The sequence below is a fragment of the Vibrio sp. E150_018 genome (genome assembly GCF_053544035.1).
In genome coordinates, this window is the sequence record NZ_JBHGNY010000008.1 from 69,297 (window position 1) to 85,278 (window position 15,982).

Genomic DNA, 15,982 nt, shown 5'->3' on the forward strand with positions numbered 1-15,982 from the left:
GTTTATCTATATAAAAATTAAGCATTTGATGTGAAAATAGCATCAAACACTCAGTCTAAGATTCAACATAAAGGGAAATGAAATGGCACGTACTATCGTCGTGACGTCTGGTAAAGGGGGTGTAGGCAAAACTACATCTAGCGCAGCGATTGCCTCCGGTCTTGCATTAAGAGGAAAGAAAACCGCTGTTATCGATTTTGATATTGGTTTACGTAACCTCGACCTTATTATGGGATGTGAGCGTCGTGTGGTTTACGATTTTGTTAATGTTATCAATGGTGAAGCGACACTTAATCAAGCGCTCATCAAAGACAAACGTTGTGATAACCTTTACATTCTTCCAGCCTCACAAACCCGTGATAAAGATGCTTTGACACATCTAGGTGTAAAACGTGTATTGACTGAATTACATGATATGGGTTTTGATTTCATTATCTGTGACTCTCCTGCGGGCATCGAACAAGGTGCATTAATGTCTTTGTACTTTGCTGATGAAGCCGTGATCACCACCAACCCTGAAGTGTCTTCTGTGCGTGATTCTGACCGTATCCTAGGCTTGTTAGATTCTAAATCACTACGTGCCGAGCAAGGTTTAGAGCCAGTGAAGCAGCACCTTTTACTCACTCGTTATAATCCAGGACGTGTTAATGCTGGTGAAATGCTGAGTGTGACTGATGTAGAAGATATTTTGCACATCCCTTTACTTGGCGTGATACCGGAAAGCCAAGCGGTATTGAATGCGTCAAACAAAGGTGTGCCAGTTATTCACGATAATGAATCAGATGCGGGCCTTGCTTATAGTGACGCAGTTGACCGACTACTGGGTGAAGAAAAAGAATTTCGCTTCCTAACCGAAGAGAAGAAAGGCATCTTTAAACGTTTATTTGGAGGCTAACATGTCATTACTGCAATTCTTCCGACCGAAGAAAAAAGATACCGCTAACCTTGCCAAAGAACGTTTACAAATCATTGTTGCTGAGCGTCGTAATCAAGGTAGCGCCAATCCTTCTTACCTTCCTCAACTAAAAGAAGATATTCTGCAAGTATTGAGCAAATACGTTTCAGTTGATCCTTCAATGGTTAACGTCAGCCTAGAGCAAGGCGATGATGATCTTTCGGTGCTAGAGTTGAATATTCAATTGCCGGAAAAAGATTAACAGCCGAATCTTGTTTCTCGAGTCTCGTTTCTCGAAAAAGAAAACCCACTTCACCATAAATGAAGTGGGTTTTATTCTTTTTGGGTTAACTTCTTTTGGCTAACAAAGTCGCTCAGGTTGCTCCTTATCACATGACTTTCAACATCAAAGCCGAGATACGGGCAACGAAACCCGAGCCGCCGCTAACTCATCTTTTTATCCAACGCCTCACCCACTATCTCCTTACGCCAACCTTGCATGACATCCGGTAGTTGCTCTGGATTACGATCTTTATTCCATACCCAAGAAATAAATTGGTTAAGTTGCTTTTTCGATGCTAGGAACTCGGTGGCTAGGCCTGATGACTCTGAAGATAATTTCACTTCATCTTTTAGCACTTTGAATAATTGCTTATAGGCTGGGTTATCCATTAAACGCGTGATCTTAGCAGGCCATTCGCTTTCTGGTGTTGCTTGGCCTTGCTTCACCATGGCAATCAAAGTATTACCATGACGACGAACTTCACGATGGTCAAAGCCTGCTTCATTCATCTCTTTTAAACTGGTCATTTCATTGCGACACACTTCCACCATATTGGCTTCTTTCACAATAAAATTTAACGCCAAATCTCGTTTTTGAGCTTCTAACAAACGCCACTGAGCAATGATTTTTAAGATGGCTAATTGTTGCGGCTTTAATATCCACGCGCCTTTCACCGATAAATACGCTTGCTCAGGTTTCACTTGCTTCAATCGTTTTTCAACCAGTAGTTGTGATTCTTGTTTCACCGCGTCTAACCAGCCTTTAGCTTCTACTTGCTCTAACAACTGTTGATACAGTGGCAATAAGTAGAAAACATCCGCAGCGGCGTAATCAAGTTGTTTATCGGTTAATGGGCGTGCTAACCAATCCGCGCGTGATTCACTCTTATCAAGCTCAACGCCTAGGTAGTCATTCACTAACGTGGCAAAGCCTGTTGATAGACCATAACCTAAAAAGGCAGCCATCAATTGAGTATCAATCATTGGGGTTGGCGTGCAACCAAACACATGCTGAAAGACTTCTAAATCTTCACCACAAGCATGCAAAATCTTGGTCACTGAGGTATCACTCAGTAACTCAGAGAAAGCCTGCATATCATCAATCTCAAGCGGATCAATCAATACCAGTTGCTCGCCGTCATACAGCTGAATAAGCCCAAGTTGTGGGTGATAAGTACGTGTTCGTACAAATTCAGTATCAAGCATCACAACACTAGCTAAACGTGCTTTTTGGCATACCTCTGTAAGTTGTTGGCTATCTTTAATGGTGGTGTAATTCACGTCAATCCTTAAATGAAATGCCAGAACGTAATGTCTGGCATTTGAGGGTATATTTCAAAAGCAAAAGAAATTACGCCGTTGCTTCTGGCGAGGCTTTGCTTTTCGATAAGTTAGCAATATTTTCTTCTCTTAGCTCACGTCGTAAGATTTTACCAACATTGCTCTTAGGAAGTTCTTCACGAAATTCAACTACTTTCGGAATTTTATAACCGGTTAAGTGTTCTCGGCAATGGGCAATAAGCTCTTCTTTGGTTAAGCTGTTGTCATTCTTCACTACGTAAATCTTAACGATTTCTCCTGAAGTATCATGTGGTTGTCCAATCGCTGCCACTTCTAATACTTTACTATGTAGCGCAACCACATCTTCAATTTCATTCGGATAAACATTGAAGCCTGACACTAAGATCATATCTTTCTTACGATCTACAATGTACATAAAACCTTCGTCATCAAAGCGTACGATATCGCCGGTTGATAACCAACCATCTTGCGTGATCACTTCTTTGCTGGCTTCCGCACGGTTCCAGTAGCCTTCCATCACTTGAGGGCCACGCACTTGCAGCTCACCAGTTTGATCGAAGCCGAGCACCTTACCTTCATCATCAATAATACGGACTTCGGTCGATGGCATCGCAAGACCAATTGAACCATTGTATTCTTTTAAATCATACGGGTAGGCGGCAACCAAAGGAGAACACTCAGTCAAGCCGTAACCTTCTAATAAGTAACATTTAGTAATGTTAATCCACTTATCTGCCACTGCGCGTTGAACCGCCATACCACCACCGACAGATAAACGTAAGTGGCTAAAATCAAGCTCTTTAAAGTCTTCATTATTGACTAACGCATTAAATAATGTATTCACCCCTGTAATGGCAGTAAATGGTACTTTTTTCAGCTCTTTAACGAAAGTTGGAATGTCTCGTGGGTTGGTAATCAGTAAGTTAGCGCCACCAATTTCCATAAATAATAAACAGTTAATGGTAAGAGCAAATACATGATAAAGCGGTAGTGCGGTCACAACCGTTTCACGACCATCACACAATAAAGAACCGTAAGCACCTTTGGCTTGCAGTACATTCGCCACCATATTGCGATGTGTTAAAATCGCCCCTTTTGCCACACCAGTCGTGCCACCAGTGTATTGTAAGAACGCAATATCATCCCCTTCAAGGAAAGGTTTGACGTATTGTAGACGGCGACCTTTATACAACGCTTTACGAAATGAGATAGCGCCCGGCAAATGATATTTAGGTACTAAGCCTTTAACGTATTTAACAATAAAATCAACCGCAGTACCTTTCACTTTCGGCAGCATTTGACCAAGACTAGTTAAAATAACGTGTTTGATTGGCGTATTGTCCACCGCTTTTTCTAAGGTGTGAGCAAAGTTAGACACAATCACAATCGCTTTAACATCGGCATCATTTAACTGATGTTCTAACTCACGCGGGGTATAAAGTGGATTAACGTTAACCGCAATCATACCAGCACGTAAAATGCCAAATAAAGCAATTGGGTATTGCAATACGTTCGGCATCATCAAAGCAACGCGGTCGCCTTTTTTCAATTTCAAATCATTTTGTAAGTAGGCGGCAAAAGCACGGCTACGCTCTTCTAACTTACGGAAAGTCATTACTGAGCCCATATTCATAAACGCTGGCTGATCGGCAAACTTTTGCACCGATTGCTCAAACATTTCAATTAATGAGCTGTATTGGTCTGGGTTAATAGTTTCTGGAACGTTCTCTGGGTAACGCTTTAACCACGGTTTTTCCACGGTACTTTCCTTTATTCTGTATTACATGTAGTTTCAATACTTACATTATGAATAAACTACTATGCATTTTTATTATAAATTTGATTTCACAAAGTCATACTTATACCCAAGTAACTTGAAGTTACTTGGGTATATAGTAACGACAATCACTTTTCAGGTTAATTATTTAAATCACACTTTCCGTTGTTTTTGGCTACAAAAGTGGCGATCAAGTCACTAACTTGCGTAAAAGATTCAATATGGCAATGATGTCCACCTTGTACGATCACTTCATGGCAATGCTTTAAAGCCATCTTTCTCATCACCGCACCGGTAAATTGTGGGAAACCATTGTCCCCGAAAATCAATAAATTTGGACATTCGATCGCCTGTAAATAAACCAAACTTTGCGCTTCCGTCATGCGATAAATTGACTGACATTTTAGCTTTGCATCATAACGCCAATACCAATGCCCATCGTCAAGATAAGTGCCTCTTTCGATTAAAGGCTTTAATTGTTTATCCGTTAGCTGGTTGGCATGCATCCGATGTAAACAGGCATCATGTTGCGACTTATAACGTCGAATGGGTTTAGCCTGGATGCGTTGTCGACTCAATACACCTTTACGCAGGCGATCAACGCTACTTTCAGCCGATTCACTCAGCGGCCCCAAACCTTCAATTTGAATAAGCCCCTGCACTTTGTCAGGAAAGGCCGCACTATAGCAACTTGCAATTAAAGCACCAAGAGAATGGCCGATTAAAATACATTTATTTGGGGCGATATTCATTAATAGATCGTGAATATCGGCGATGTAGTCGTGAAATGGATAAAAACTATCCGAACTTCTATGTTGAGATAAACCATGTCCAGCTAAATCAATAGACAATAAATGCCAATTTTTTTGTTGTGCGATGGGAATTAAGGTTTCCAAAATTGGCGTAAAACTGGCTGCGTTATCCAACCAACCGTGCAAAAACAAAAGAGTCACACTGGCGTGACTCTCTTGTCCAAATTCAAGACCGGATAATCGCAAATGAGATAACTGAATCTCTCTTTCTCGCAACATAATTTTGATGCCCTATTTCACTTCTTGGATCACTCTAGCCCGAGTTGGCCCATAATTATGGCAAAAAGTAGAACCTCGTAAACAACCTCTCATCCACCAATCATCATTTTCAATATACGTTGATTTTTCGATAGTCCACAAACGTTGACCATTGGCTTTTAATGTCGGGAAAGTATAAGAATATTCACCAACTTTCCCTTTTTCTGGTTCTGTACTTTGTCCGACGACAGTGATCAAGCGTCCTGGTTTATAATTGACCGGCTCCAAGAAACCATCAACATAGGCGACAAAACGTCCTTTCGGATCACTTTCTAAGCTCGGCTTACCATTTGAAGAAATTGGCAAATTTACTATTTCAATTCGAGTTTGATCTGAAAGATTAGTAACTTTCGTTATGATGCCACCTAAGCGAACTTCAACCGATTTATCTGGATTAGAATTAACCCATTGTTGATAGTCAGTAATTGGCTGTTCTGAGGTCGCTTCTAGCTCAGGAGGCAAAGAAGAACATGCAGATAATCCAATAAGAATTAAAAACAACAAACCATACTTTTTCATGCTTTCACTCCTTATTGATAATAGGCGTGTGATTACGAATATTTCCTATGACTGTAATAAACCCGCTCTAGTTCCACAGCAAATTATGGGAAATTATTCGCGACCTGGCAGTTTTTTCCACGTCACTTTATCGCGTAGATAGGTTGGGCTCGCTTGTTCAGCGTCAACTGTATTGCCTTTTTTCCATTCAAATTGTGCTAGCACGGCAATATCTTGCGCTTCAGGATACAAAACTTCACCTTTTGTCATCGATAAAGGTAGGTTCACTAATGACTCTTCATACGCATCCCAACCAGTGCCGGCTTGACTCCAAACGCCTTCTTTCGATGTTAGATGTTCAGCCAGTTCTTGTGGCGGGATCACGCATTCTAATTGGCCATCTGGTAGCGCGACAGCTTGCCATTCACCATTGGTTTGACGTTGATATTGACCCCAATAGATTTCACTCATACGTGCATCAATCGCCGCCACAACATTTTCAGACTGCTGGGTACGGTAGGTTGCTTGCGCCATCGCGGTTAATGTAGAAATACCAATCATTGGCAACTCAGCACCAAAGGCTAAACCTTGCGCAATACCGATACCAATACGCACGCCGGTAAAACTACCCGGACCACGACCAAAGGCTAGCGCATCAAGATCTTGTAATGTGACACCGCCTTCTTTTAATACTTCATCGACCATTGGCAGAATTTTTTTGGTGTGATCACGAGGTGCCACTTCACTGCGTGCGATGATGCGATCATCAATCATTAAGGCAACAGAACAGTTTTCTGTTGATGTATCTAAGGCTAGGATTTTTGCGCTCATTAAGGCCTCAAGCTAGTTGTTGTCTATCATGGCTCTAAGATTTATTCACTATAGAGCATGATTGAGATAAGAATTCCGATACTTTATTTAAATCCCGAGTTCGTGGGATTGGCGGTAGGCTCTGTAAGAAGATCCCACCATACTCACGTGTTACTAAACGATTATCACAAATGATTAGCACACCTTTATCTTTTTGATCTCGAATCAAACGACCTACTCCTTGCTTTAAAGTAATCACCGCATCCGGCAATTGTACTTCGGCAAAGGCATCACCTTGTTTGAGTCGGCAATCTTCAATTCGCGCTTTAAGCAATGGATCATCTGGAGCAGTAAAAGGTAGTTTGTCGATGATAACACAGCTTAACGCGTCGCCTCTAACATCTATCCCCTCCCAGAAAGCGCCAGTGGCGACTAAAACTGCATTACCATGTTCGATAAATTCATTCAGCAGTTTTTGCTTACTGGTTTCACCTTGTACGAGTACCGATAAATCAAGTTGCTCACGAAATAAATCCGCCAAACGACGCATCATGTGGTGAGAGGTACATAAAAAGAAACAGCGTCCATTATTCGCTTCAATCACCGGCCCTAGCATTTGAGCCAATTTTTCTGCCATGCCGACACTGTTCGGTTCTGGTAAATATCGAGGTACGCACAATAGCGCTTGAGATTGATAATCAAACGGACTCGGCAGAGTAAATTGTTGAGCTGGTTCAATACCTAGTCGTTCAGTAAAATGTTTAAAGTCATCACGCACCGCAAGAGTTGCTGAAGTAAAAATCCAACTGCCCTGCTTGGTAGCGATTTGTTCTTTAAACTTATCCGATACCGAGAGCGGCGTAATGTGCAACACAAAGTGGCGTGGGCTGCATTCAAACCAATAGGAATAGCCGGTAATTGAAGTATCACACACCCGAGTGAGACGGCTTTTAATCATGTGAGTACGCTCATAGGCCGCATCTAATAACTCACTACGCCCTAGTGCGATTTTTAAAACTTCTAGTGCTAAATCTAGCGCTTCATGTAACCGTTCAATTTCACGCATTACCGCTTGAGATTTGATCGCTTCTCGCCAATTACCGCGAATACTTTTACCGGAGGAATTGGAGCCTTGATAGTTGATATCACCAAGAATGATCCGTAAATCCATAAAGGTTTGCACGAGCTTAGTGGCAATTTTTTGCAACTGACGCATATCTTTCGCTTCGGTGCGGTAACCTATTTCAATATCTTTAGCCAGTTCTTGAATTTGGCGACTTGAAATCGATTGTCCGAAATATTGGCTGGCAATATCAGGTAATTGGTGGGCTTCATCAAAGATAAATACGTCAGCGTCAGGAATTAACTCACCAAAGCCGGTTTCTTTTATTGCTAGATCAGCCAAGAATAAATGGTGGTTAACCACGACTAGATCGGAATCCATCGCCTTTTTTCGTGCTTTCAACACAAAGCAATCTTGATAACTTGGGCATTCTTTCCCCAGACAATTATCGTTGGTTGAGGTGATATTGCTAATAATTGGTGAATCTTCAGCTATCGCTTCACAATCTCCCAAATCGCCAGTTTTACTTTCAGATGACCAAGAGCGCACCTTGACTAATTGCGATAACAACTCCGGATCCGCTTCATTAGTATGACTTTCAATTAATTGACGACTTAATCGGTCTAAGCACAGGTAGTTGGAGCGACCTTTTAATAACGAAACATGGCCAGTAAAACCTAGTGCATTCACCATTAATGGTAAATCTCGGTGGAATAATTGCTCTTGCAGGTTTTTCGACCCCGTACTGATGATGACTTTTTTGCCACTCAATAACGCAGGAACTAGATAGGCAAAGGTTTTACCGGTTCCAGTTCCGGCTTCAACCACCAGTTGCTGATCGTTTTTAATCGCTTGATGTACCGCTTCGGCCATATCTATCTGAGGCGGACGCGGCTGAAACCCTGGAATGGCTTTACCTAGAGCGCCAGAAGAAGAAAATGTTTTTGAAATCATCAGATATCATTGCCTGAAACGTTAAAGCGAGAGTGCAATTATGGCAGTTTTAATGAAGCAGTGGAATGATGTTCTCAAACTCAAGTTATAATGAAGCGAACCAACCAAGTATTAAATACGCTTGCTAAATGATTTACAGATCGTTAGATTGTTGAATCACTTTTGATTGCGACCTTCAGCTCTCATGCTTATTTGGTAAGTTTATCGATTGGCACTTTTTATGTCGCCATTCGATTTTGTCACTTTGGATTTTGGTATGGAAAAATTGGAAAGAAAAACGCTGCTGACTCATTGCAGCGATGAACGTGGATTGATTGCTAAAATCACCAACATCTGTTTTAAACACCAGCTAAACATTATTCACAATAATGAATTTGTAGATAATGTTAGCGGTCACTTTTTCATGAGAACTGAGCTTGAAGGGACGTTTAATGATGAAGCGTTACTTGCAGATTTAGATCTAGCTTTACCAGCAAGCAGCAAACGCTCGCTAATCAGCTCATCACGCAAAAAAATCGTCATCATGGTGACCAAAGAAGCCCATTGCCTTGGTGATATTTTGATGAAAGCCTACGATGGTAGCTTAGATGTTGAAATTGTCGCAGTGGTGGGTAACTACGATAAATTACAAACCTTAACCGAGCGTTTTGATATTCCTTATCACCACATTTCACATGAAGGTTTAAGCCGTGAAGAGCATGAAGAAAAAATGCTTGAGGTGATCAAAAGCTATGATCCACGTTACGTGGTATTAGCAAAATACATGCGAGTTTTAACGCCTAACTTTGTGGCACAATTCCCGCATAAAATCATTAATATTCACCATAGCTTCTTACCAGCCTTTATTGGTGCAAAACCCTACCAGCAAGCGTTTGATCGCGGCGTAAAAATCATTGGGGCAACTGCGCACTTCGTAACTAATGACTTAGATGAAGGTCCAATCATTAAGCAAGATGTGATCCCAGTGGATCATAACTTCAGTGCAGCAGATATGGCTCAAGCAGGTCGTGATGTTGAGAAGAATGTCTTGAGTAAGGCATTAAATAAAGTGGTGAATGACCATGTGTTTGTTTATGGTAACAAGACTGTGATTTTATAAATTCAGAATAAAAAATAGGGGCGCTCAGTTTTTCGCTGAGCGCCCCTGTTTATTTTCAAAAGGTTAAAAACTTACGCTTGTTCACTCGCTATCACTTCTTTTAACGTATGTGGATGTAGCTTAATACACACACCATTTTTCTTGAAAGCCACGGTCGGGTTTGCCAAACGCTCGCCTTCACCTTGTGGGCTAGATAATTTCACCTTGATTCCTTTTTCACCCAAGCTATCCCAATTGGCTTCTAATTGTGGAAATACGGCTTTTACCTCTTCGGCAAATTGCGGTGCAGTTTGCGCGGAACTAGGCACAACAAACTCCACGTGCTCCCAGCCTTCATTCGGATAAGTTTTATCACTTGGATAAGGAAGCTCTAGACATTCAATACTATGGTTTTCAATCTGTAACGGCTGAGAAAATTCAATCACAATAATTGGGCGGCCGTTAATCATCGTATTGGAAATTTGTTTGCCCTGAGTTAGCCACTCTTGGTGGGCATTTTGGGCCACATCCAGCGCATTGATTCGCATCGCAACATGATCAGCTATAAGGGGTTGAGTATCGATTCCCAACTCATCTGCCAAGGTTAAAATATCTCGCCAGAAACGAGGTAGATCCGCTAGCAAAGTTTTCGGGAATAATGAGTGAGGCGATAAAGAAGTTGGTGCTGAGGCAGTCATCGTCGTGGATATCCAAAATATGAAATTATAACGGAAGTGTATCTGAAATATTTCGGCAACCAAAGCAATTGAAATAGCCAATACACTCAAGTGAAGTGAGTATAAAGCGATGGTTTAAGCGTTAGTACGAATAAATCCAATAAAATCACTTTAAATTGCAGATTAGGTTTTTCATGTCCCCGTAAATATTGGTATCATAGATCACATTTTCTAATTAAAAATTTTGACTGGTTGTCGACCAACAGTACAACCACTCTTACAGCTACTACATAGGAAGCACACGTGAATATTGCAGCCCTCATTAATGACAAAGTATCGAAAGCTCTCGAAGCCGCTGGCGCACCCGCTGGAAGCCCAGCAGCAGTTCGACAATCAGCCAAAGCACAATTTGGTGATTACCAAGCAAACGGTGTTATGGGTGTGGCAAAAAAATTGGGAATGAACCCTCGTGAGTTTGCGCAAAAAGTGATTGATGTTTTAGACCTAGACGGTATCGCGATCAAAGCTGAAATTGCTGGCCCAGGTTTCATTAACATTTTCCTCGACCCTGCTTTCTTAGCCAAACAAGCTTCTGCTGCACTATCAGATGAGCGTTTAGGCGTTGCCACTCAAGAACAACAAACCATCGTTGCCGATTACTCTGCGCCAAACGTTGCTAAAGAAATGCACGTTGGTCACCTACGTTCAACCATCATCGGTGATGCAGTAGTTCGTACTCTTGAGTTTTTAGGCCACAAAGTCATTCGCGCCAACCACATTGGTGACTGGGGTACGCAATTTGGTATGTTGATTGCCAACCTTGAGCGTGTCGAAAAAGAACAAGGCGAAGTGTCAATGGAACTGGCCGATCTTGAAGGCTTCTACCGCGAATCGAAAAAATTATACGATGAAGATGAAGCGTTTGCAGAACGTGCTCGTGGCTACGTAGTAAAACTACAAGGCGGTGATGAGCATTGCGCGAAAATGTGGAAGAAATTGGTCGATGTCACCATGATCCAAAACCAGCGTAACTATGATCGTCTCAATGTTTCTCTATCTCGTGATAACGTGATGGGTGAAAGCATGTACAACGATATGTTGCCAGCTATCGTCGCTGACCTAAAAGCTCAAAGCCTAGCGGTTGAAGATGATGGCGCGCAAGTCGTCTTCCTAAATGAGTACAAAAACAAAGATGGCGAACCTATGGGTGTTATCGTGCAAAAACGTGATGGTGGTTACCTATACACCACGACCGACATTGCTTGTGCGAAATATCGTTATGAAACACTAGGTGCGGATCGCGTACTGTACTTCATCGATTCACGTCAGCATCAGCATCTAATGCAAGCTTGGACTATCGTGCGTAAAGCTGGTTATGTTCCTGAGTCTGTCTCTCTTGAGCACCATGCTTTCGGTATGATGCTAGGTAAAGATGGCCGTCCATTCAAAACGCGCGCTGGTGGTACCGTTCGTTTGGCTGATCTTCTTGATGAAGCGACCGAACGTGCACAAAAGCTAATTGAAGATAAAAACCCAGAGCTTTCGACAGAAGAAAAAGCCAATATTGCGAATACTGTTGCAATGGCAGCAGTAAAATACTCAGACCTTTCTAAGCACCGTACCACCGATTACATCTTCGATTGGGACAACATGCTAGCGTTCGAAGGTAACACAGCTCCTTACATGCAATATGCTTACACTCGTGTCGCGTCTATCTTTGCTAAAGCTGGCATCGATATGAATAGCCTATCAGGTGATATCATGGTAGGTGATGATAAAGAAACAGCACTGATTTCTAAACTTCTTCAATTTGATGAAGCCGTGACATCAGTTGCTCGTGAAGGTCAACCTCACCTAATGTGTAGCTACCTATTTGAGCTAGCAGGTCAGTTCTCTAGTTTCTATGAAGCTTGCCCTATCTTGAGCGCTGAAGATGAAGCTGTGAAACAAAGCCGCTTGAAACTGGCTGCTCTAACGGCTAAGACCATCAAACAAGGTCTTGACCTATTAGGAATTGAAACCTTAGAGCGCATGTAATCAATACGCGTTAGTTATCTATAAATTATCCCCTTGAGTAATCGAGGGGATATTTTTATCCATTTGGTGATATGCTTTTCTCATACTAATACCAATCAAATTCATTAGGTGATCAGAAATTGCGAAGGAAAAAGCCTTGAGGACAAGGCATAAATTTTCGATAAGTAGTTGCTCTACAATCAACTTCTTTACAAACGAAAAGGATAATGCAGTTATCGAGGCCTTTAACAAACGAGAATGATCAGATAATTAATGCGATTGGTATAAATCCAACAACAATATGAAGGTTAATCATGAGCTTTACACTGCACCCACAATTGCAAAAAGACACGGATGTAATCGGTGAATTCCCTCTGTGTTTGGCGTTACTGCATAAAGAAAATATCGGACCTTGGGTGATCTTAGTGCCTAAAATTGACGGCCTTCAAGAGTTGCATCATTTGCCGATGGAACAACAGCAACAATTTCTAGTTGAATCTCAAACGGTATTTGAAAACCTAGAAACGTTATTTAACCCTAAGAAGCTCAATTTAGGCGCACTCGGAAACATGGTGCCGCAATTGCATATTCATCATATTGCGCGTTTTGAAACTGATGTCGCTTGGCCAGGCCCGGTTTGGGGAAATACCGAAGGGAAACAACGTTCGGTACAAGAAACTGAAACCTTAATTCAAACTCTTGCTGATGCCTTTAAGAATCAATTCCCGCAATTTAGCCGCTAAGCTGATACCAATAAAAAGATTGGCCTCCATAAAAAAGGCTCAGAACCTTCACATTCTGAGCCTTTCTGCTATTCACCAGTCAACTAGTTAATGTTAACCACATCAATTCGTAGTGCTTGTTCTTTTTGACCTATCTGCTTTAAGCGAATATAAACCATCACAAAAGCAATGAGCATCAAACCAATCCACAAGCTGCTCGATAATGGATGTACAGCAAAGCTAGTCGCTTGATAATAAATGACCGCAGAAGCATAAGCTAAGAACATAGTCCACAAGCCAATAAAGCGAGCAAACTTAGGCCCAAATTCACGAACATATGCCCCCATTGCTGCGACACATGGTGTGTATAGCAATATAAACAATAAGTAAGCAAAGGCAGCACCACCCGTTACAAAATAGGCTTGTAAATTACCAAAGATACCTGAGCTTACGCCTTGCTCTTCTGCGGCAGCACTTGAATCACCTAAATCGCCAACTTCAATACCAAGAGGATCACTAAAGCTTAAGCCTGCAAGGTTGTCAGGGATGGTTTGTAGCGCTTCTTTAAGGCTATCCACTAAGTTAAATTCTGTGTCTTCTTCTTGTGGATCTGAATATAGATTATTCAATGTTCCTACTACCGCTTCTTTAGCAAAAATGCCAGTAATAATACCAACCGTCGCTGGCCAGTTATTTTGATCTACCCCCATAGGCGCAAATACAGGTGTAACCACTTGTGCTGCTTTCGATAACACAGAATTCTGGCTATCTTCATTACCAAACGAACCATCCGTGCCGAGTGAATTAAAGAAACTTAATACTGCAACCACGAAAACAATCGTCTTACCTGCACCAAGTACGAAACGTTTTAATTTCTGCCATGTTTTAATAATCACATTACGCACCGTTGGGATTTCGTAATCTGAGATTTCCATGATGAAACTACTGCTATTACCTGGATAAAGCGTTTTCTTAAGTAGCATACCGGTAAATACCGCCGCCAAAATACCAAGTAAATAAAGAGCAAACACTACATTTTGGCCACTATGTGGAAAGAATGCTGCCGCAAATAGCGTATAAACTGGTAATCGAGCCCCACAAGACATAAATGGAGCCATTGTCGCCGATAACTTACGCTCACGCTCTTGGTCCATGGTACGAGTTGCCATAATCGCTGGCACATTACAACCAAATCCCAAAATCAATGGCACAAACGCTTTACCCGGCAAGCCAATTTTTTGCATCACTTTATCTAATACGAAAGCTGCACGAGACATATAGCCAGAGCTTTCCAGTAACGATAAAAACAAGTACAAACAAGCAATCACGGGAATAAACGTAGCAACCGTTTGAATACCCCCACCAATACCATCAGCAATAACCGTAACTAACCAAACCGGTAGATGTCCATCAAGTAAGTAATGCCCGCCATCAACCAATATTGCCCCAACACCGATATCGAAAAAATCGATAAAAGCACTACCAATATTGATAGAAAACATAAACATTAAATACATAACAAAAAAGAAAAATGGAATGCCAAACCATTTATTCAAAACAACCTGATCAATTTTTTGAGTGACGTTTTTACTTAAGGCAGAGTCAAGAATGCGAACTTGCTTACACACTTCATGTAGATAACTATATTTGGTATTCGTGATGGCTAGATCGATATCAAAATCTGCCGCTAACCTTTCTGATAAGGCTTTATGTAGTTCTAGATCATGTTCAGAAAGATGAGATAATATTAAACCATCTTGCTCTAACGCACGAATAGACATAGCACGAGGAGAAACGATACGCTCAGCAGGCCATAGCGGGTTTAATTCAGCAATCGCTGATTCAATTTGATAACCGTAATCAAGATGCAGGCTTTCAAGCTCAATAGGCGTTTGAGATAGTTTATGAATGTCATCTTTAAATTTGGTAACTTGTTGCATATTGATCGCAGAAAGAATATAAACCGGACAACCAAGTTCTTTCGATAGCGCCTCAACATCAATTTCTTGGTGTTCACGGTGCAATGCATCAAGCTTATTGAGCACTACGATCATTGGACGACCTAATTCACGCAATTGCAGAGTCATATATAAGCTGCGTTCAAGGCTAGTGGCGTCCACTACATTAATAATAAGATCAGCTTGCATAGCCGAAACAGCTGAAGAGGCAATCGACTCATCAATACTATTGGCATCATTGGCACTATCTAATGAATAAATACCCGGCAAATCAGTTAAGTTAAATTCTTTTTGCTTATGGTTAAAATAACCCGTTTTTTTCTCAACAGTAACACCAGCCCAGTTACCAACATGTTGCTTAGCACCTGTTAAGCCATTAAATAATGTTGTTTTACCACTATTTGGGTTACCAACGGTTAAAATATTAAAGCTCATTGGCCCACCTCAATTTCAATGTCTTCGGCTACTTTATTCCTTATAGCTAAAGACACTCCGCGCACTTCAACTTGTAATGGATCACCTAAAGGGGCTTTACGAATTAAAGTCACTGGAGTATTTGGCAACATACCCATGATCATTAGCTTTTTTCTAATATCATTTGGTAGTGCGTTTAAATGCACAATATTGGCACTTTGACCCATTTTCAATTCATTTAACTTCATATCGTAACAAAACCCTTAATGAGAACCATTTGCATTTATATTTGCGTATATAATACATTTTATTACATTTTATTTATTGCGTCAGGTCAATTTATCATTGCATCAGAATGGTAATTTCTCACTTCTATTTTTTATGTAAACGAAAGTATTTAGATTTACTGTCAAAATCGTCAGTTCTGTTTTTCTATTTACGTCAAAAACGTTAATTTTAAATATTA

Annotated in this window: 14 protein-coding genes; 5 read left to right on the plus strand and 9 right to left on the minus strand. The window is 41.1% G+C overall.

Translation table 11 applies throughout. From position 1 onward, the window contains the following. Nucleotides 1-82 precede the first annotated feature (82 nt). Together minD and minE are read left to right on the plus strand one after the other, a co-directional pair. On the plus strand, nt 83-895 hold the full coding sequence (minD, locus tag ACE3G9_RS09745) for a septum site-determining protein MinD (protein ID WP_417879198.1): 813 nt from the start codon (nt 83-85) through the stop codon (nt 893-895). Between the two features lies 1 nt (nt 896). Then, nucleotides 897-1,157, plus strand: coding sequence for a cell division topological specificity factor MinE (gene minE, locus ACE3G9_RS09750; RefSeq protein ID WP_086982809.1), 261 nt, complete (start codon nt 897-899; stop codon nt 1,155-1,157). A 182-nt stretch (nt 1,158-1,339) separates the two neighbouring features. Here the strand turns inward: minE and rnd are convergent, their stop codons facing one another. From rnd to ACE3G9_RS09780, 6 genes are all read right to left on the minus strand, one after another. Next, nucleotides 1,340-2,458 (minus strand): ribonuclease D, encoded by a 1,119-nt coding sequence (gene rnd / locus ACE3G9_RS09755; protein ID WP_449219024.1) that lies wholly within the window; start codon nt 2,456-2,458, stop codon nt 1,340-1,342. Nucleotides 2,459-2,528: 70 nt separating this feature from the next. Beyond that, nucleotides 2,529-4,238 (minus strand): long-chain-fatty-acid--CoA ligase FadD, encoded by a 1,710-nt coding sequence (fadD, locus tag ACE3G9_RS09760; RefSeq protein WP_417879200.1) that lies wholly within the window; start codon nt 4,236-4,238, stop codon nt 2,529-2,531. Between the two features lie 158 nt (nt 4,239-4,396). After that, nucleotides 4,397-5,287, minus strand: a complete 891-nt coding sequence (locus tag ACE3G9_RS09765; RefSeq protein ID WP_449219025.1) for an alpha/beta fold hydrolase — start codon at nt 5,285-5,287, stop codon at nt 4,397-4,399. Between the two features lie 12 nt (nt 5,288-5,299). Further along, nucleotides 5,300-5,845 carry a Slp family lipoprotein gene (locus tag ACE3G9_RS09770; protein WP_449219026.1) on the minus strand — a complete coding sequence of 182 codons (546 nt, stop codon included), beginning with the start codon at nt 5,843-5,845 and terminating at the stop codon, nt 5,300-5,302. Between the two features lie 93 nt (nt 5,846-5,938). Then, on the minus strand, nt 5,939-6,655 hold the full coding sequence (gene tsaB, locus ACE3G9_RS09775; protein ID WP_417879203.1) for a tRNA (adenosine(37)-N6)-threonylcarbamoyltransferase complex dimerization subunit type 1 TsaB: 717 nt from the start codon (nt 6,653-6,655) through the stop codon (nt 5,939-5,941). Between the two features lie 34 nt (nt 6,656-6,689). Next, the gene (locus ACE3G9_RS09780; RefSeq protein ID WP_449219027.1) at nt 6,690-8,651 is read right to left on the minus strand and encodes an ATP-dependent DNA helicase; all 1,962 of its coding nucleotides are present in this window, start codon (nt 8,649-8,651) and stop codon (nt 6,690-6,692) included. 256 nt (nt 8,652-8,907) lie between these two features. Between ACE3G9_RS09780 and purU the strand changes: the two genes are divergently transcribed. After that, the gene (gene purU, locus ACE3G9_RS09785) at nt 8,908-9,750 is read left to right on the plus strand and encodes a formyltetrahydrofolate deformylase (RefSeq protein WP_417879494.1); all 843 of its coding nucleotides are present in this window, start codon (nt 8,908-8,910) and stop codon (nt 9,748-9,750) included. 71 nt (nt 9,751-9,821) lie between these two features. On the opposite strand, the gene ACE3G9_RS09790 is transcribed toward purU, so the two are convergent. Then, nucleotides 9,822-10,427, minus strand: a complete 606-nt coding sequence (locus tag ACE3G9_RS09790) for a VOC family protein (RefSeq protein WP_417879205.1) — start codon at nt 10,425-10,427, stop codon at nt 9,822-9,824. A 282-nt stretch (nt 10,428-10,709) separates the two neighbouring features. Between ACE3G9_RS09790 and argS the strand changes: the two genes are divergently transcribed. Both argS and ACE3G9_RS09800 read left to right on the plus strand, forming a co-directional pair. After that, entirely contained in the window at nt 10,710-12,443 is a 1,734-nt protein-coding gene (gene argS / locus ACE3G9_RS09795; RefSeq protein WP_449219028.1) for an arginine--tRNA ligase, read from the plus strand. Nucleotides 12,444-12,733: 290 nt separating this feature from the next. Continuing rightward, entirely contained in the window at nt 12,734-13,165 is a 432-nt protein-coding gene (locus tag ACE3G9_RS09800) for an HIT domain-containing protein (protein WP_417879495.1), read from the plus strand. Between the two features lie 83 nt (nt 13,166-13,248). Here ACE3G9_RS09800 and feoB read toward each other — a convergent pair whose 3' ends face one another. Together feoB and ACE3G9_RS09810 are read right to left on the minus strand one after the other, a co-directional pair. Next, nucleotides 13,249-15,537 carry a Fe(2+) transporter permease subunit FeoB gene (gene feoB / locus ACE3G9_RS09805; RefSeq protein ID WP_449219029.1) on the minus strand — a complete coding sequence of 763 codons (2,289 nt, stop codon included), beginning with the start codon at nt 15,535-15,537 and terminating at the stop codon, nt 13,249-13,251. Further along, nucleotides 15,534-15,764: a FeoA family protein gene (locus ACE3G9_RS09810; protein ID WP_417879208.1), complete on the minus strand. Its 231-nt coding sequence runs from the start codon at nt 15,762-15,764 to the stop codon at nt 15,534-15,536. Before ACE3G9_RS09810 ends, feoB begins: the two co-directional genes overlap by 4 nt. Between the last annotated feature and the right edge of the window lie 218 nt (nt 15,765-15,982).

What these genes read in the sequence shown, in the direction of transcription:
- minD (WP_417879198.1), top strand. Translation starts at nt 83, where the DNA reads ATGGCACGTACTATCGTCGTGACGTCTGGTAAAGGGGGTGTAGGCAAA.
- minE (WP_086982809.1), top strand. Translation starts at nt 897, where the DNA reads ATGTCATTACTGCAATTCTTCCGACCGAAGAAAAAAGATACCGCTAAC.
- ACE3G9_RS09765 (WP_449219025.1), bottom strand. Translation starts at nt 5,287, where the DNA reads ATGTTGCGAGAAAGAGAGATTCAGTTATCTCATTTGCGATTATCCGGT.
- ACE3G9_RS09770 (WP_449219026.1), bottom strand. Translation starts at nt 5,845, where the DNA reads ATGAAAAAGTATGGTTTGTTGTTTTTAATTCTTATTGGATTATCTGCA.
- tsaB (WP_417879203.1), bottom strand. Translation starts at nt 6,655, where the DNA reads ATGAGCGCAAAAATCCTAGCCTTAGATACATCAACAGAAAACTGTTCT.
- ACE3G9_RS09780 (WP_449219027.1), bottom strand. Translation starts at nt 8,651, where the DNA reads ATGATTTCAAAAACATTTTCTTCTTCTGGCGCTCTAGGTAAAGCCATT.
- purU (WP_417879494.1), top strand. Translation starts at nt 8,908, where the DNA reads ATGGAAAAATTGGAAAGAAAAACGCTGCTGACTCATTGCAGCGATGAA.
- ACE3G9_RS09790 (WP_417879205.1), bottom strand. Translation starts at nt 10,427, where the DNA reads ATGACTGCCTCAGCACCAACTTCTTTATCGCCTCACTCATTATTCCCG.
- feoB (WP_449219029.1), bottom strand. Translation starts at nt 15,537, where the DNA reads ATGAGCTTTAATATTTTAACCGTTGGTAACCCAAATAGTGGTAAAACA.
- ACE3G9_RS09810 (WP_417879208.1), bottom strand. Translation starts at nt 15,764, where the DNA reads ATGAAGTTAAATGAATTGAAAATGGGTCAAAGTGCCAATATTGTGCAT.